Annotated in this window: 15 protein-coding genes; 8 read left to right on the forward strand and 7 right to left on the reverse strand. The window is 56.4% G+C overall.

The genetic code is table 11. From position 1 onward, the window contains the following. Nucleotides 1-217 precede the first annotated feature (217 nt). The 5 genes from hpf to mtrA all read right to left on the reverse strand — a co-directional run bounded on the left by hpf (nucleotide 218) and on the right by mtrA (nucleotide 5,905). Nucleotides 218-841 (reverse strand): ribosome hibernation-promoting factor, HPF/YfiA family, encoded by a 624-nt coding sequence (gene hpf, locus SPI05_RS02040; protein WP_282922161.1) that lies wholly within the window; start codon nucleotides 839-841, stop codon nucleotides 218-220. A gap of 164 nt (nucleotides 842-1,005) precedes the next feature. Beyond that, nucleotides 1,006-1,785 (reverse strand): ComF family protein, encoded by a 780-nt coding sequence (locus SPI05_RS02045; protein ID WP_321075695.1) that lies wholly within the window; start codon nucleotides 1,783-1,785, stop codon nucleotides 1,006-1,008. A gap of 18 nt (nucleotides 1,786-1,803) precedes the next feature. Further along, nucleotides 1,804-3,480 carry an LpqB family beta-propeller domain-containing protein gene (locus SPI05_RS02050; protein ID WP_321075697.1) on the reverse strand — a complete coding sequence of 559 codons (1,677 nt, stop codon included), beginning with the start codon at nucleotides 3,478-3,480 and terminating at the stop codon, nucleotides 1,804-1,806. 2 nt (nucleotides 3,481-3,482) lie between these two features. Beyond that, entirely contained in the window at nucleotides 3,483-5,174 is a 1,692-nt protein-coding gene (gene mtrB, locus SPI05_RS02055; protein ID WP_414601957.1) for an MtrAB system histidine kinase MtrB, read from the reverse strand. Between the two features lie 47 nt (nucleotides 5,175-5,221). Then, nucleotides 5,222-5,905, reverse strand: coding sequence for an MtrAB system response regulator MtrA (mtrA, locus tag SPI05_RS02060; protein ID WP_321075701.1), 684 nt, complete (start codon nucleotides 5,903-5,905; stop codon nucleotides 5,222-5,224). A 141-nt stretch (nucleotides 5,906-6,046) separates the two neighbouring features. On the opposite strand from mtrA, the gene SPI05_RS02065 reads away from it, so the two are divergent. The 5 genes from SPI05_RS02065 to SPI05_RS02085 are packed head-to-tail and all read left to right on the forward strand — an operon-like array spanning nucleotide 6,047 to nucleotide 11,602. Next, nucleotides 6,047-7,330 (forward strand): hypothetical protein, encoded by a 1,284-nt coding sequence (locus SPI05_RS02065; RefSeq protein ID WP_321075703.1) that lies wholly within the window; start codon nucleotides 6,047-6,049, stop codon nucleotides 7,328-7,330. Nucleotides 7,331-7,364: 34 nt separating this feature from the next. Further along, on the forward strand, nucleotides 7,365-8,102 hold the full coding sequence (locus SPI05_RS02070; protein ID WP_321075705.1) for a DUF4129 domain-containing protein: 738 nt from the start codon (nucleotides 7,365-7,367) through the stop codon (nucleotides 8,100-8,102). Further along, a complete protein-coding gene (locus SPI05_RS02075; RefSeq protein WP_321075707.1) occupies nucleotides 8,099-9,256 on the forward strand; it encodes a DUF4350 domain-containing protein in 1,158 nt (385 codons plus the stop codon). Before SPI05_RS02070 ends, SPI05_RS02075 begins: the two co-directional genes overlap by 4 nt. Continuing rightward, nucleotides 9,257-10,216 (forward strand): AAA family ATPase, encoded by a 960-nt coding sequence (locus SPI05_RS02080; protein ID WP_297346102.1) that lies wholly within the window; start codon nucleotides 9,257-9,259, stop codon nucleotides 10,214-10,216. 51 nt (nucleotides 10,217-10,267) lie between these two features. Continuing rightward, on the forward strand, nucleotides 10,268-11,602 hold the full coding sequence (locus SPI05_RS02085) for a DUF58 domain-containing protein (protein ID WP_321075708.1): 1,335 nt from the start codon (nucleotides 10,268-10,270) through the stop codon (nucleotides 11,600-11,602). An 8-nt stretch (nucleotides 11,603-11,610) separates the two neighbouring features. Here SPI05_RS02085 and SPI05_RS02090 read toward each other — a convergent pair whose 3' ends face one another. Further along, a complete protein-coding gene (locus tag SPI05_RS02090) occupies nucleotides 11,611-12,108 on the reverse strand; it encodes a metallopeptidase family protein (protein WP_297346100.1) in 498 nt (165 codons plus the stop codon). A 164-nt stretch (nucleotides 12,109-12,272) separates the two neighbouring features. On the opposite strand from SPI05_RS02090, the gene SPI05_RS02095 reads away from it, so the two are divergent. Further along, entirely contained in the window at nucleotides 12,273-12,704 is a 432-nt protein-coding gene (locus SPI05_RS02095; RefSeq protein WP_321075709.1) for a DUF3499 domain-containing protein, read from the forward strand. A 49-nt stretch (nucleotides 12,705-12,753) separates the two neighbouring features. On the opposite strand, the gene SPI05_RS02100 is transcribed toward SPI05_RS02095, so the two are convergent. After that, on the reverse strand, nucleotides 12,754-13,269 hold the full coding sequence (locus SPI05_RS02100) for an inorganic diphosphatase (protein WP_321075785.1): 516 nt from the start codon (nucleotides 13,267-13,269) through the stop codon (nucleotides 12,754-12,756). A 201-nt stretch (nucleotides 13,270-13,470) separates the two neighbouring features. Between SPI05_RS02100 and SPI05_RS02105 the strand changes: the two genes are divergently transcribed. Both SPI05_RS02105 and SPI05_RS02110 read left to right on the forward strand, forming a co-directional pair. Beyond that, the gene (locus tag SPI05_RS02105) at nucleotides 13,471-15,126 is read left to right on the forward strand and encodes a D-alanyl-D-alanine carboxypeptidase (RefSeq protein ID WP_321075711.1); all 1,656 of its coding nucleotides are present in this window, start codon (nucleotides 13,471-13,473) and stop codon (nucleotides 15,124-15,126) included. Between the two features lie 228 nt (nucleotides 15,127-15,354). Then, nucleotides 15,355-16,728, forward strand: coding sequence for an O-acetylhomoserine aminocarboxypropyltransferase/cysteine synthase family protein (locus SPI05_RS02110; RefSeq protein ID WP_321075712.1), 1,374 nt, complete (start codon nucleotides 15,355-15,357; stop codon nucleotides 16,726-16,728). Nucleotides 16,729-16,741 lie beyond the last annotated feature (13 nt).

Genomic DNA, 16,741 nt, shown 5'->3' on the forward strand with positions numbered 1-16,741 from the left:
CTTACGGGGCTATCCATTGAGGTCAAACAGCCTTTTATCTACGATTGTCAGGGGTTTGACCCGACCGTGATGACTCAGCCTCGACCATTTTAGTTGAAAGCGCCTAGCTTCGCGAAAGCGAGGCGCGAAGCTCCGGTTCTTGGGGGCAGTTGCTTTGGCTCACCGAAGATAAATAAAGAGGGACCCTGGGATTGCGTCCCAGGATCCGGCCTTAAACTTAGTCGTTGAGCTTGCAGGTGGCGTCTAGGCGAATCACGCCATAGGTCCAGCCTTTCCGGTGGTAAACCACCGCCGGCTGCGCGGTCTCGGAGTCAATGAACAGGTAGAACGGGTGGCCCACCAATTCCATCTCATCCAGGGCATCCTCAACACTCATAGCCCGGCTTTCGTGCAGTTTTTCACGCACAATGACGGGAGAATCACCCAACTGCTCCTCACGAGACTCACCCAGTTTCAAGGGCGGCTTGGCGACGGGAGCCTCAGCCGTTTCCGGAATCTGCACATCCAATTCCACGTCCGGTGGAATCTCGTATTTGCGGTGGTCCTTAGCCCGATCCCGAGCTCGGCGCAAACGCTCAAAAAGTTTTCCGGCGGCAATATCCACAGCGGCGTAGCGGTCTGACGAAGACGCCTCCGCCCGCACCACCGGCCCTTTGCCGAGAACAGTCAGTTCGATACGTTCCGCAGTATCAGCTTGTCGCGGATTCTTTTCATGTGTCAGTTCCACATCGACACGTTGCGTACGGGGAGCCAGCTGCTCCACTTTGGCCATTTTCTCCTCGATGTATTCCCGAAAATTCGGGTGGATTTCAGCATTACGTGCTTTCACGGTGATTTCCATGAGGGCCTCCTTAGGTTAGGAATTGGGTTCCAACTATCATTTGCTGGGACGGAGTGTTCGGTTCTCACCTCTTTCTCACACAGGTGCACTCCGGTGTGTCACCTGCGATTTTTGCATGTGCTTTATATTTTAGAGCACACCGCAAAGCCGTGCAGGACTTCCACTTACTTTTCGGAATTCTCCGGGAACGATACTGGCATTTCGCGCCGTGATGAAGCAAAAACCAGCCCCGCGAGGACAGTTGCCTCTAAACCGGACAAAACGCGAATCATTTCTCTCAAAGTCGCCCCGGTGGCACTGACATCATCGATTATCAGCAGGCTCTTGCCGGCAAGTTCGCGTTTTGCCACCGCTGTACTGCCACGAACCTGCATTTTGCCGTGCCGATTCAAGTTGCGAGATTCCCACCCCAGGCCAGCTTGAGTCGTGGAGCCTGCCGCGAGTTCCAGGATTTCTAGCACTGACGCCTGACGACACAGTCCCGCTCGCACCAATCCCCGCGCCGCGCCCTGAGCGAATGCGGCAGCGACTTCAGAAGGATCACGGGGATGGGTGGAAGGGGCTGGGACTACGAAAACCTCCCGCCGGATTGTACCGTCAGTTCCAAATTTGTCCCTAGCCAGCAGGCCTTCTGTCACCAAGCCCTGCACTGCCGATTGACCCGCCGCCGTGAAATACCGGCGTAGATCCCGCCGTTTATCATGCTTACCAGTCAAAACTACGCGCCGCATCGGGCCGTCATATTTGGCGATAGCAAATACTGGAACGTCTGTTACATTATCTTCGTCCTCAGCAATCTGCAGCGGGAACGGTCGTCCCAGCATCTGCGCCAGACAGGTGTCACAGATTTCTTCATCCCAAGCCCCGCAGCCAACGCATTCCGTGGGCAGCAATACCTTTCCCAGTTCCCCTGCCGCGTCCCAGAAACCCGAGAAAACCACCATAGCGCGTTCCTTATCTGGCTATCCGGGGTAACTGGGATCGGCGACCCCGTTGAGGACTTGCTGCCAGTTCCTACCGGAACGCTTGTATAAATCGCCACCCGTAGTAATCAAATAAATCTGGTTTTCCTCCTCGCCGGCAGCCAAATCTACGGCGTTCTTAACCCCCGGCAAAGTTGATACCGGTCCAAAAAGCGGAGCAATCCGAACGGTAGTGTTATCTCCTGAACCGGTCAGCAGCACCAGGGAATCTCCTTGTAGCCATGCAATTGCGGGAACAACCTCGTTCCCAGCCTGCAACGTCACCGGAGCGGAAAAAGATTTCGGAGTGCCCGAGCCGTCCCGAATGACGACCGCGACACTCACAATATCTGCCTGACCTACGTGGCGCACGAAGGCAACCCGTGTTCCGTCCGGGCTAACGGTAAAAGCATGGACCGGGTCTCCGGTCTCCCACGGCACTTCCAAATTCGCCCTGGTTCCATCGGGACGCAACGCAATAACTTGGCGCGGATTGGCTTTATCCAGAGTCCAAATCCAACCGTTTCTATCGATGGAAGCAGCCAACAGCTCTCGACCGTTATACAGCTGCGTCACCGCACCGTGCCCCCACACATAAAGCCGGCGATAACTGGAATCTGTAAAAACGATTTCGTTGCCAGCGGTAGAAATAGCCGGATTCGTGATAACACCGGAAGCCACCACACCGGCAGGAACCAGGACCTCGGTGGCTCCGGAGTTCAGACGCACCACGTTGCCGTCTTTGACCATTATGGGGAATTGCGGAGTGGTACTTTGCGTGATTGGATTCGTGTTCTCCAAAGGCACTTTACCGATGCTCAAACTGACGGTAGAGATTCCCGAAACATCGCGCAGTGTCGATTCTATCTGCCAATACGCCAAGTTAATCGTGGTGGAATCGCTGAAAGCATCCGGGATATTTAAAGACACGTTAGCGACACCGTCAAAAACATCTACCGCTCCCCCTGCCAAAGTGCTGCCGGCGGGGAAAGCAGAACGAACCGCCCCTTTAAAGCCAGCTTGCGGCCCTGCCAAGAGCGCATTAACCAGGTAGGTAGGTAGCCGTCGACGCGGATACCAGCGCAGATCCGGGACCAGAGCTCCCGCATCGTTGGTGAGGAAGTACACGGGAGCCGAAGCGTAAATCGAACTGAAAGCCGATTGGGAAAGTATCACTCCGTCCTCCAAAGCGGCGATACGCCACTGATTGTCGGCGGGCTTCACCAGGGAAAACACGGTACGAACTCTCTCGGAGGGACCTGCCACGGTATAGTTTCCATGCTCGTCGACGCTTCCGAGCGCGCGAGCTGTCACTTCAACAGAGCCATCTCCCAGTTGACGAGTCTCCAGCGCGGAATCCGTATCGAAAATTTCCACTTGGACATCGGGGCGCCAGTCTATCGCCGCTTTGGGAGCGAGGAAGGAACGTGCCACGGTGAAGTCATCGGAATATCCCGCCGAACAGGCACGAATAAAACCGGTCACAATTTGTTCCACAGTTGCGTTCGGGACAGGCCCGGGGGCGCTCAAGCCTAGCAGCGGCTGATTCATGCCGACCCGTACTTCGGAATCATTGACGGGACCGGCAGTTGGCAACGCGGCACAACCGACCAGGCTGAGAGCAGAAATGCCCCCGAGGACAGCGCCCCACCACCGAGTTCGATTTTTGTTTAACATGGCTACACCTCCCCATTTTTCCCCAGAGCGTCCGACACGTTCGCTGGTGTTATTGCTTTTTCCGGCGCAGGCTGAGGAGGAACGTAACTATCCAAGGTAGGTTCCACATAGTCAGTAATATCCAGAGGCGAAGGGCCAATCTCCATATCGTGACGCCGTGGCAGGGTCAGCAAGAAAGACGAGCCATAGCCGGTTTTGCCCCATGCCTGCAGAGTGCCCCCTGACAGGCGAGCATCCTCCAAAGAGATGGCTAAGCCCAACCCGGTACCGCCCGTGGTCCGCGCTCGTGCCGGGTCAGCACGATAGAAACGGTCAAACACTCGGCTGGTCACTTCCGGTGACATCCCCACCCCGTGATCAGAAACCCGCAGAGCCACGGCGGTTTCGCTGGAATCGGTAGTAATTACTACGGGATTTCCTTCGGAGTGCTCAATGGCGTTAACCAGCAAATTTCGCACGATACGGGTCACTCGGCGGGTATCAAGCTCCGCTGCGCAGGGGTACTTTGGCGGGTTAAAAATGACCCGGCACCCCACCTGTTCAGCCAAAGTGGCGTTATCCTCCACAACTTGCTCAACGAGTTTGTTCAGGTTCACCATCTCAAAATCAAGCCGGGCGGATCCGGAGTCAATACGCGAAATTTCAAGCAAATCCGCCAGCATGGCATCGAATCGATCAATCTGGTCATGCAGCAGTTCCGCGCTTCGCAGCGCGGCAGGGTCGAGTTCTTCGCGGGCATCATAGATGACGTCATCGGCAATCCGCATCGTGGTCAGCGGAGTGCGCAACTCGTGGGACACATCGGAGACAAAACGCTGCTGCAGCCGGGACATCTGACCCAAAGTATCAATCTTGGACTGCAAAGAATCCGCCATTTTATTGAAGGAATCAGCCAGTTGCGCGGTTTCATCCTGGCCTTGTGAGAGTACGCGTGCGTTCAAATCCCCAGCTGCCAAACGTTCCGCCGTGCGCACCGTGCGGCGCACCGGCACCAGCACGGAATAAACCACTACCCAGGTCATGCCCGCCACCAGCACCAGCACAGCGAGGCCGCCGCCGCCTAAAACCCCCATCACCAGGTTTATTGCCGCCTGTTCGTCAGCTAGGGAGTACACCAGGTAAAGTTCGTGAGCCCCCGCTAAGGGCAGGCTCACAGCAGTCCCTACCGCAATACCGGGATGCCGCTTGCCTTGTGCGTCCGTAATCTCAATAGACTGCCAATGCTGGCCGGTCTTTTGCTGTACCGCCTCACGCAGTTGGGAAGTAATGACTTCCCGCATGTTTTGGGTAGCGATTTCGTTAATCACAAAGGAGGAGGTTTCGCTGGGGTTGCGCAAAAGCAGCACGGCGGGGGCGCTAGAACCGGAAGTGAGGGTGGAGATTGAGGTGACAACGTCCTGAGCGAGGGACTGTACCTGTTCCACAGTCGAGGCCGGAGCCTGGTCGAAACGATTTTGCGCCGTCCTTGCTTGGGTGGCAGCCTCCTCCAACACCTGATTCAGCCGCTCTTGAAAGATGCCGTTTTTGATGGCTGTGGAAGCATAAATCCCTACCGCGAACAGAATCACGAACGTTGCGACCAGCATGATACTAGCCATCCGCAGAGCCAACGAACGCCGAAGCCGTTTTGGAACCCAGGTAGCTTGCGTGACGCCAACTAAATAGCGGGTGGCGCTACCGAAGAATTGCGAGATTCTTCGCTGCCGGCGAGTCCGGCGAAACACCGTGTATTGCGAGGAACTCACTGAGGTTCAGTCCCGATTCGATAGCCCACCCCACGGACTGTGAGAACCACAGTAGGATTATCCGGGTCAAGCTCTACCTTGGCGCGCAACCGCTGGACATGCACGTTGACCAGACGGGTGTCGGAAGCGTGGCGCAGCCCCCAGACCTGCTCCAGCAATTCTTCGCGGGAAAACACCCGCCCGGGCTTTGTGGCTAGGGCAACCAAGAGGTCATACTCTAGCGGGGTGAGGTTTAAAGGCTTTCCGTCCCGGCTCACCTCGTGAGATGTCAGATTAATTTCCACCCCCGCAGCTTTCAGAATGTCATGTTCGGCCGCTTCTAGGTTGCGCAGCCGCGCGGCGACTCGCGCCAGCAGTTCTTTGGGTTTGAAAGGCTTAGGAATGTAGTCGTCAGCACCGGCTTCCAACCCCGCGACCACATCAGTGGTGTCGGATTTTGCGGTCAACATGATGATGGGCACATTCGAGAATTCACGGATTCTACGGCAAATCTCGATACCATCCATTCCTGGCAGCATCAGGTCGAGCAGCAGCAAGTCTGGTTCAACTTCCCGGAACTTATCCACGGCTTTTGCGCCGTCGGCACAAAAACTTGGTTCATAGGCGGATGATTCCAGAATAATGCCAATCATCTCGCTTAGGGCTTGGTCATCATCTACTACCAGGATTTTTGCACTCATATTCCTATTTTGTCACGATTTCACAATTTGCGAGAAGACCCGCAGAGGAGCTTGGCATTGCTATAGAGTTTTTCGGTTTAAACGAGCGCATCTGCGCGGTGTCGTGGCAATATTAAGTGAACCAGTTATTGGAAAGGCATTATGAGCGACAACTCTTACCTCAATCAGAGCACCCCCCCGGAGAACAGCTATGGTAATGTTCCCCAGACACCGGGTCAGAGCAGCCCGGTGCCGCCGGAACCTTCATTTACGTCTCCTCCCACGCCCGCCCCAGGCAGTTTCAACACGGGCTCGTGGACACTGACCCCGGAGGACAGCACCGGTAAGCCAGAGTCCCTCCCGAATCTTCTTCCGTCCGGATACCCCGCCGCAGCCACCCCGCAAACCTCCACCCCCAATTTTGGAACGAGCGGTACAAACTATAGGAACGGCGCCAACAACACCGGATTCGACCCTTATGGTTTGAACTATCAGCAGGTCCAACCCGGGATTATTCCGCTTCGTCCGCTGAAACTTGGGGATATTTACAACGGAGCATTCTCCGCGATTCGCCAGGCTCCTTCTGTCATGTTCGGTCTGGTTTTGGCTCTCTGGGCAGGACTTGGCGGGTTGATGGGAGTGCTGCTTTATTTCCTCGCTCCTGACCTCAATACCTACCTGGCTAACGACTTCGATTTTGACGGCACGGAAGCCACGGTGGACAGTTTTCTGGAATTTACCGAATCAACGATACTCATTGGTGTCATCACCGGCCTGCTCCAACTATTTATCGTCTTTCTGACTTTGGCAATTTGTGTTGCCGGATTGGGACCCTTGATTCTGGGACGCCGCCCCACGGTAGCCGATGCGTGGCAGACTTTGAAAAGCCACCTCTGGGGTATCGTCGGCTATTCTTTGTTGCTCATCTTGGGATCAGCCCTGTTGCTAGGGCTGGGCCTGCTTCCGCTGGGCGGGTTTTTCCTGCTTAACATCAAAGATCTCGGGGCCTCTCTGGGCTTGTTGGGTCTTACTTTCCTCACCCTCATTGCCGTTGCCGTGTTTTCCACCTGGATCTACGTAAAACTTGTTTTTGCTATCCCCACTGCCATCATGGAAGATATCGGCATCGTCCCCGCGTTGAAACGTTCCTGGACGCTGACCAAAGGCAGTTTCTGGAAGATTTTTGGCGTCATTTTACTAACTTCCCTCATAGTTTCGTTCCTGGCCAACGGATTGAACACCGTGATTGGCTTGATTCTCTCCGCAGTGCTACTGATAAACCAGAATGTAACGATAGTAATGACTCTCTCCGCCTTTTTAGGCACCATCATTACCGGACTGACCATGCCGTTCTACGGGGCAGTTCTAGGTCTGCTCTATATCGATACGCGGATGCGCCGCGAGGGTCTGGCGGTAAGTTTGCTCCAGGCGGTCCAGCAGGGCTGACGAACGGTACCACAGAAGGGATTCTCGGGTAGGTATGCTGAACATTTCGACGCAATTGGAGGGCTTACGGCTCCATCACGTTGATTTGTGCTACCTAGTGTTCTCTGACGTGTCGGACCGGGACGGGCGCGAGACGCTCGAAGAGGAACTCTCCAAACCGATTTACCAGGAACGACCCTCCCTACTGAAAATAATTTGGGAGTGGTTTGCCGAGATTTTTTCGTCCGCAAACGTCAATCCCGTCTTGCCTTCTTGGCTGTGGCTCATTGCCGCCTTAGTCGTAGCTATGCTGGTCATCATCATCATGATTTTGTTTTCGGGTAACTGGAAGTTCCGGGAACAGGTCAAGCCGACCCTCACTGATGATGCTGCGGTTTTCGAGGATAACCGCAGCGCGGTGCAATATCTGGCGGCAGCCAAAAATGCCCTCTCCCGCGGGGACTACTCCACGGCTTTCTTGGAACAATTTCGCCATCTGCTGCGTCTTTGTGAAGCCAACGAACTGTTGGTAATCACTCCCGGACTCACTGCCGGGGAGGGTAGCGCCGCTCTCAGCCAGGCAGTTCCTGCAGAATCAGAGGAATTAGCTTGGGCAGCCAACGTGTTTAACGCAATACGGTATGGGCGACGACAGTCGGACAACACCCAGGTGCAAAGATTGATTGCCCTGGATTCCCGCCTAGATTCTTTCATTTCGCACTCCCGCATCCGTGTTAACCCCACCGATTCACCACGGGACGCGCTGGCGCAGGCAGGAGGTGCGCTCCTGTGAGCAGTACGACCCCACCTACAGCCACACCGCGCATCTCGGAAGCAATTCTTCGGGGTCGCTGGGTCATCGGCGGTCTGGTGTTGCTGGCAGTTTTTTCTTTCCTCAGCGCCGTGCTGCGTACTCCCACCGACGAAATCAGTCTTTCTATCCGCAACCCAAAAAGCAGCGGGGCGATGGCTCTGGCCGAAGTGCTTCGCCACGAGGGCGTGCTGGTCGGTGAGGCGTATTCCGTACGTGACCTGGAGTCCTATAGTTCCAAGGACACTGTTGTCATCACCAATACCAATGAAATCAACGATGCTACCCTGCGAGAAATCCTGCACACCCCCACAAACCTTTTGGTAATAGGGACTTTGGCGCAAGGGAAACGTTTCGACCCCTATGTGGAATCCGCACCAACGGGTTCTCCCAAGGAAATCAGTGCTCAGTGCGATTTTCCTGGTGCGAAAGCAGCCCGAACGATTTCTTCAACTCGTGGTTCGCTCCGCCCTTTGCGGCAGCCCGAAACCGCGTGTTTTCCGATTCAGGATAACGCTTTCGCGTACGTATCGTTCAAACGTCCTGAAGGTTTCCGCTTAGCCTTGCTTTCCGAGGACAGCCTGGCGCGCAACGACACTATCACCGAGGCCGGCAATGCCGCTTTGCTGTTGAATCTGTTGAGTTCCAGCCCCCGGGTCGGTTGGGTCAACGGCACCACGTTCCAGCAGGGTTTTGACGAAAACGGCGAGGCTCAGCCTCTGTTGCCCGATTTCTTCCTCATTGCCCTAGTGTATTTATTCGCGGCAGCTTTCGTGTTTACGTTGGCACAAGGGCGTCGCTTGGGTCGTGTGGTTCCCGAAGAGTTACCGGTCGTGGTGCATGGCGCCGAGGCAGTTTACGGTCGCGGGCGCCTCTACGAAAAAACCGGGGCCGTCTCGGTAGCCGCCCACAAGGCTCGGGAATACACGGCTCGACGTTTAGGTGCCGCTTTGCATATTCCGACCCCGACGACTCCAACTGTCATGGTGCGAGAAGTGTCGCGATACACCGGGGTTGGCGAGTCTCAGGTCTATGACCTCCTCTACGGTGAGGTGCCCGCCACCGCTCGCGGGTTGGGAAACCTATTGCACGACTTATACCTTCTGACCAAAACAAATCCGCGAAAGGAAAGCTAAATGGATATGCAAGATCCGACTTTGCGCAAGCTCATCGCGTTGCGTACCGAAATCAACAAGGTGGTGAAAGGCCAAGATGCGGTGGTAACCGGGCTGGTAATCGCGTTGTTGGCGGAAGGGCACGTGCTCCTGGAAGGCGTTCCCGGAGTCGCCAAGACCCTGCTGGTGCGGACTTTGGCAAAGTCGCTGGACCTGAGCCACAAGCGGGTGCAGTTCACCCCGGATTTGATGCCCGGCGACTTGACCGGTTCGCTGATTTTTAATGCTCAAGAGTCTTCGTTTACTTTCCGAGAAGGTCCCGTTTTCACAAACTTACTGCTGGCGGATGAAATTAACCGCACCCCTCCGAAAACTCAAGCTGCCTTGCTGGAAGCCATGGAGGAACACCAAGTCACTACCGATGGGGTGAGCCGCGCTTTGCCGGAACCGTTTACGGTCATCGCAACCCAGAACCCGGTGGAATACGAAGGCACCTATCCCCTGCCCGAAGCTCAGCTGGACCGGTTTTTGCTGAAACTAGACGTGCCTCTCCCGACACGGGAAACGGAGTTGGAGGTTTTGCAGCTGCATTTGAGTGGCTTCAACACTCACGACCTCGACGCCGCGGGAGTGAACGTGGCTGCCAACGCGGCAGACATAGCGGCGGCTCGCCAGGCCGTCAAGGAAGTCAAGGCCAGCAGCGAGGTGTTGGGCTACATAGTCGACCTCGTGCGAGCCACTCGCGCGTTACCGCAAGTGGAGTTGGGAGTGTCGCCCCGTGGCGCGACGGCCCTGCTGTCGACTTCCCGGGCTTGGGCATGGCTGTCCGGACGCGACTACGTCACCCCAGACGATGTCAAGTCCCTGGTCCTGCCCACATTCCGCCACCGTCTCCGGCTGCGTCCCGAAGCCGAAATGGAAGGCGTCAACGCCAAGACCGTCCTGGACAGCGTCCTGGCTACCACTCCGGTACCGCGATAAACGCAGCATAACCCGGTTTCCACCGTCAAAGAGTTATAGAGGGGAGGCGAAATGGCAGTTTCCAAACGCCTGGCGTTCTTGATCGCGCTGGGTATTCCGCTGGTGCTGCTGACTCACTGGAACTCTGGCGCCTTTTTCTGGCTGCTGGTGTGCCTGCTGGTGTGGCTGTTTGACGTCATCGCCGCGCCCAGTCCCCGCCACCTCGCGATAACGCGCTCCCTACCCCACACACTGCGTCAACGCACCGAAACGCCCTACACCGTGAGCGTGAAAAATCCCACCAAACGTAAATTCCGCGCTCAGATACGCGACGCGTGGCCGCCCTCGCTCCAAGCCCTGCCACGCCAGCAGCGTCTAACACTGGACGCACAAAGCTCGACCACTTTGCAGGCCAGTTTTACCCCGCAACGCAAAGGCACTCTGCGTAGCGATGCCGTTACCGTACGCTCTTATGGACCCCTGGGGCTGGGCGCCCGCCAGTTTTCTGCCCCCATCGTGCAGGAAGTGAAAGTACTGCCGGAGTTTCGCAGCGCCAAGTACCTGCCCTCGCGCCTGAAAACGTTACGCCGTTTGGAGGGCAACTCCCTAGTGATGCAACGCGGGCAAGGCTCGGAGTTCGATTCCCTGCGGGAATACGTCCCTGGCGACGACGTGCGCGATATCGAGTGGCACTCTTCCGCAAGGTTGCGCACTCCGGTGGTAAAGACTTGGCGCCCCGAGCGCGACCGCAACGTCATCATCTGCTTGGATTCCTCGCGCAGCGCCGCGGTGCGGCTTGATAAATACCCCCGGCTGGATGCCTCTATGGAGGCGGCCCTGCTGCTCGGAGCATTGGCTGGCAGCGCCGGGGATCGGGTACACCTTATCGCGTTCGACAATCAGATTCGTTTTCATATTCAACCGGATCGAGGTGTCGGACTCATCACCGAGATGGCGCAGGCCTTGGCCGATTTGCAGGTTTCACTCACCGAAGCGAACTGGTCTGGACTGAGCCACACTTTGCTCTCCGGATTGCGGCAACGTTCTCTGGTTGTGATTTTGACAGGTTTGGAAGGCGGGGCGGAACGGTCCGGTTTGATGCCGATGGTAGAAGCGCTGTCCTCCCGACATCACGTGCTGGTGGCGAACTCTTTGGATCCCGAGTTGACCCGTTTGGCTCAACTGCCTGGCCAATGGAATCTCAATGACGCCAAGCAGTCGCTGAGTCGGTTCAATCCCGTGGACGCTTTCCTGGCGGCAGCGGCGATGGCGGAGTTGAACGAACACGAGGAAGCGGGGAATCTGCTGCCTCTATTGGGGGGACATTTGTTGAACGCCACCCCTGAAAAGCTACCTCCCAACTTGGCAGATGCCTACATTTCGTTAAAACGCCGCGGGCAGATTTGAGACGCGGTTTACCAGTACGGGTCGATATCTTCGGGATGTTTGCCGATGAGCTGGGAAGATTCCTCCAGCACCACTCCGTGAATGAGAGAACGCAGATCATCCGTGGAGCGAGCCCGCTGCTCCAGGGGACGGCGATACACCACTACCTGGGCGGGCAAACTTTTGCCCGGGTCAGCGCCGAAACCTCTGCCCAAGACCACTGACTCGCTCTCCCAAGGTGCAGGGTCCGAAGGCGGAACGTCCTCCACCCCGTACTGGATAGCAGCTAGTTCTGGACAAGCCGCCACCAGGGAGCGAACTTCCTGAATGACCAGTTCATCAAAGGTTTCTCGACGGGTTCGGTAACGCGGCAGCATCGCTGGAACCAAGACTCCACGATTGCCCCGGCCATGTCGATCGCGGCAAACATAGGCACGCCTCAGCCGCGGCCCGCTGCTGACATCCCAGCAAATCTCGCCGCCCAAATCCAAGACACGAACCCGGTTGGTTCCAGTTTTTTCACTCATTGCTCCTAGCTTATCCCGCGGCGGCACTCGGGTCGAGGATGTCCCGTACAAATCGCCGCGAACGCCCAAGTCAAGCTCTCAATCCAGGCTATTTCCCAGCTCGGAATCGGCGTTAACAAGCGAGCCTGACTGCATCTGGCACTGGTAGGCAGTATGCTGGGAAAGTGACTTATACGCGCCGTTGTTCCAAACCGAGCTGCCCTAATCCGGCGGTGGCGACGATGACTTTTGACTATCGGGAGCGCAGCGCAATCGTTGGCCCACTCTCTGCCCATCGGAATCCTGGAGCATACGATTTTTGCCGTGAACACGCCGAAAAACTGACGGCGCCACGGGGCTGGGAGGTCGTCCATTTGACGAATTCCTTTACACCCCCGCCTCCCAACGATGAGGAACTGATGGCTTTGGCCAACGCGGTGAAAGCAGCGGCGCAAAATCCCGCCCCCCGCCAAACTGTGCATCCCGAAGGCTATCGCGGCCCCTTGGGAAGGGAACCTCAGCCCGGGTGGGGGGATAGCGCGCCCGGAACGCCCGATACCGCCGGGAAACGCCACGGTCACCTGACTTTAGTGCCGCCCCCGAAACAAGTCAGCTAAAACATTAGACCGGCTAACTTAGCTGCTGACCGGTCTAATTGTGATTCGTTCACAAGTGAATGTAGGTGTGCGCGTCAGAGCCTTCCTTGTCCCGGAAACGCTTCCACGAGGCGTGAATTTCTTTCTCCGCTTCTTCTCGGCCGACCCAGCTGGCTCCTTCCACCGACTTGCCAGGTTCCAGGTCTTTATAAACCTCAAAGAAGTGCTGAATTTCCAGGCGATGGAACTCCGAAACATCCTCGAGCTCGGTGCGCCACGCAGCGCGCTGGTCGGTAGCAGGAACACACAGGACTTTATCGTCGCCACCGTGTTCGTCAGTCATACGGAACATTCCCAGCGCCCGGCACTTGATGACGCATCCGGGGAACGTTGGTTCTTCCAAAAGGACCAAGGCGTCGAGCGGGTCGCCATCCATACCCAGGGAGTCATCAATGAAACCGTAGTCATCAGGGTAGCGTGTAGAGGTGAACAGCATTCGATCCAAAACAATCCGACCTGTCTCGTGATCGACTTCGTACTTATTGCGATTCCCCTTTGGAATCTCAATGGTCACATTGAACGTCAAAAAATCTTCAGCCATTATTTTCTTCGGCATCCTTACTTTTGTGCCACCGGTGTCTCCGGATTGGCATTGCTTTGCATCGATGTCACCTGCTTTGGCGAGCATCTCTGTAAAACCATTGTGCCACACCCGCCCCCCAGAGCGACATCTTCTATACTAGATGGGGTTGTTTCCGAACAGAAAACCGTTTGACAAGGGGGGTCGGTGCGCGCCAAAGGACGACTAAACGCAACGATAATCGCAGGCGCCCTGATTCTCGGCGGCGCTTACGTCGGTGCTGACGGAGCGGACTTAGTGCCAGGTATTTTGACCTTCAAACCACCTCTCCCCCGAGTGGTTCCATTCCCTGATTCCCCCGCAGTCAACCCCGAGCCTACCGAGATTCCTCTCTTTGCCAAATCCACCGATTTCGATGCCAATACTTATAAAACCTTAGTGCGCCAATTCGCCACAGATTACCGCCTCGCCAACGCGAAACTCTCCTTCTGGGTAGGCGACCGGGATGGTGTGGAACTGGCCTCTTATGAGCCCCAAAGCGCACTTACTGCTGCTTCTACGACAAAACTACTCACCGCGGTGGCGGCACTGCACGAATTCGGCCCGGAGGCGCGAGCTCGCACGGTAGTGGCCTGGGATAACGATAAGCGCAAGCTGTTTTTAATCGGCGGCGGCGATGCGCTGCTGGGGTTAGGGGCGGACGCTCCGCGTTCCATAAAAGGCTACGCCGGCCTAGACACTCTCGCGACTGACACGATTGTGGCACTTTCCTCCCAAACTCCAGGGAAATCTGAACATCACGAGGCCTCCCCCACCAACAAATCGGTGGCCTCGATCACGAACGCACCGGCCTCTGAGAACAATGCCCCCACGGGCAGCCTGTTGAATGGAAAGCCCTACACGTTGGTGTTGGACACCTCCTGGTTTGGCTCTGAAACAGCCTCTCCATTTTGGCGTGAGGGAGATAACCGCTGGGTCGGCCCTATTCAAGGCATGGCCATCAATACCGGTCTGGTCGACCCGAACTCTGACAATGGATATCACCCGGATGCTGCACAGGTTGTAGGTCAGGCATTTGCCGAGGCCTTGAATCGTTTAGGCGGGGCAGGACCAGCCAAAATCGAGGTAGGAAAATCTGGTTTGGCCTCGAATAAGCTCCTGGACCCGCTCTCCGAGCTACCGCAAATCGCTACTGAGGTTTCCACCAGTCACGGTCCGACCCCGATTGCCTACGCACAAGGGGCACCGCTCGCTCAGGTGGAACGGCAAATGTTAAAGATTTCGGATAATACTTTGGCTGAAAGCCTTGGGCGGCTGGTAGCGCTGCACCGTAAGGCAAAACCGACATTCGCTGCCTCCGGGGCGGCGGTCATGGATTCTCTGCGGGAATTGGGCTTGGACTTGGGCGAAACTGAATTGAAAGGCTGCTCGGGGCTGGCTTATGACACCCGGATACCTGCCCGAGTTTTAGCGGATGCGGTGCGGTTATCAATGCGTAAAGACCATCCCGAACTGCATTCTGTTACTGCCAATGTCCCGGTAGCCGGGGCAGACGGTACTCTGGAACACGTTTACCAGGGCACTTTTGCCGCGGGAGTGGTTCGCGGCAAAACCGGCACGTTGGGAATTACGAATTCTCTGGCAGGGACATTCGTGCGCAATAACCAGGAGTTCGTCTATGCCCTGGTCATCTCCGGTTACCCGGAATCTCAGGGCGGACCCAGTATTCAAGCTAAACAGATGTTCATCAACGGTTTGCTCGGCGCGACAACCTCTTTCTCTAACGTCGACCCGAAGAGCCAGCCGTCCACCCCTGCTCCAAATGCCCCCGCGCCGGCGAATCCCGCTGCTCCCGTCGACTAAAACAGCCGCATCCCACATTCTGAAATACTGGTTTCGCTTTTTGGCTGCGAGATTGCTACAATCGCAACATGACTAAACGAATGCCTCGCTGACGTGCACGTCAGCCTCTAAACGTCCAGCGCCACGTCCGGTGCTGAGCATTCGTATCTCCATGTTCCTGCGTGCCCGTCAGAGTCAAAATCTTTGGGACAAGTTTGTACAGCCATAACTCACGCAAAGGAAACTACGATGTCTAAAACCACTATTGGACCCAACTGGGTCGACCACCCCGAATGGGGTTTCGATACTCTGCAAATTCATGCCGGCTACACCGGCGATCCGACCACCGGCACGCAAACGGTGCCGATTTATGCCACGAACGCGTTTCACTTCCCCAGTGTGGAATCGGCGGCTGCCCGTTTTGCTTTGCAGGAGCTGGGACCGATTTATTCCCGCCTGGGTAATCCCACCAACGATGCTTTGGAAGCTCGGATTGCTGCGCTGGAAGGCGGGGCCGGGGCGATTGCCACCGGGTCGGGTCAAGCTGCCATCACGCTAACTATTTTGACTTTGGCATCGAAAGGTCAAAATGTGGTGGCCTCAAACTCGATTTACGGGGGCACCTTCAACCTCCTGGGCCATACTTTAGAACGCCTCGGCATCGAAGTGCGTTTTGTTGACGATCCTCGTGACATTAGCCAGTGGGCAGCCCGCACGGACGCAAACACGGCGGCTTACTACGGGGAGCTGGTGCCCAATCCGCAAGGCGATGTACTGGATCTCGAACCGTTAGCCCAAACCGCACACCAAGCCGGGGTTCCACTCATTGTCGACAATACGGTGCCTACCCCTTATCTGTGCCGTCCCATCGAGTTCGGGGCGGATATCGTAGTGCATTCCGCCACCAAGTACCTGGGCGGACACGGGTCAGCCATGCTCGGTATCGTGGTTGATTCCGGCCGTTTTGATTACGCTGCAGCGAAAGCAGCCTCGCGTTTCCCCGGTTTCAACACTCCCGACCCTTCCTATCACGGGGTTATTTATGCCCGCGATTTCGGTGTTCAGGGAGCATTGGGGGCGAACCTGGCGTTTATTTTGAAAGCGCGTGTAGAAGGCCAGCGGGACTTGGGCTTCGTGGCTTCACCTTTCGCGGTGTGGACAGTCGGACTGGGAGTGGATACGTTGAGCCTGCGGATGGAACGCCATATTGCCAACACTCGTCTGGTCGCTGAATTCCTGGAGTCTCAGGTGGGCGCGGGCTTAGTGGAGACGGTGCGGTGGTCCTCGCTACCTTCCTCCCCGTTCTATGCCCTGGCCCAAAAATATACCCCGAAGGGGTGCGGTTCCCTGTTGAACTTCGATTTGGCCGGAGGCCTACAAGCCGGTAAAGCATTTATCAATTCCCTGGAATTACTGGCAAATGTCGCTAATATCGGAGATGTGCGTTCCTTGGCGATTCACCCGGCTTCCACCACTCATGCTCAGCTGACTACAGCCGAACTGTTGGCGCAGGGCATCACGCCCGGTACCGTCAGGCTGTCGATTGGCACCGAAGACCCCAAGGATATTTTGGCTGACATTCAGCGCGGTCTGACCGCGGCACGGCAGGCGAATGCCGCGTAACTGGATGAAACTA

The organism is Mobiluncus sp. (assembly GCF_034180645.1).
Lineage (GTDB): Bacteria > Actinomycetota > Actinomycetes > Actinomycetales > Actinomycetaceae > Mobiluncus.

Bases quoted from the DNA above. Each gene is read 5' to 3' on its own strand.
- SPI05_RS02070 (WP_321075705.1), top strand. From the start codon at position 7,365: ATGCTGAACATTTCGACGCAATTGGAGGGCTTACGGCTCCATCACGTT.
- SPI05_RS02080 (WP_297346102.1), top strand. From the start codon at position 9,257: ATGGATATGCAAGATCCGACTTTGCGCAAGCTCATCGCGTTGCGTACC.
- SPI05_RS02045 (WP_321075695.1), bottom strand. From the start codon at position 1,785: ATGGTGGTTTTCTCGGGTTTCTGGGACGCGGCAGGGGAACTGGGAAAG.
- SPI05_RS02110 (WP_321075712.1), top strand. From the start codon at position 15,355: ATGTCTAAAACCACTATTGGACCCAACTGGGTCGACCACCCCGAATGG.
- SPI05_RS02050 (WP_321075697.1), bottom strand. From the start codon at position 3,480: ATGTTAAACAAAAATCGAACTCGGTGGTGGGGCGCTGTCCTCGGGGGC.
- SPI05_RS02090 (WP_297346100.1), bottom strand. From the start codon at position 12,108: ATGAGTGAAAAAACTGGAACCAACCGGGTTCGTGTCTTGGATTTGGGC.
- SPI05_RS02065 (WP_321075703.1), top strand. From the start codon at position 6,047: ATGAGCGACAACTCTTACCTCAATCAGAGCACCCCCCCGGAGAACAGC.
- mtrA (WP_321075701.1), bottom strand. From the start codon at position 5,905: ATGAGTGCAAAAATCCTGGTAGTAGATGATGACCAAGCCCTAAGCGAG.
- SPI05_RS02085 (WP_321075708.1), top strand. From the start codon at position 10,268: ATGGCAGTTTCCAAACGCCTGGCGTTCTTGATCGCGCTGGGTATTCCG.
- hpf (WP_282922161.1), bottom strand. From the start codon at position 841: ATGGAAATCACCGTGAAAGCACGTAATGCTGAAATCCACCCGAATTTT.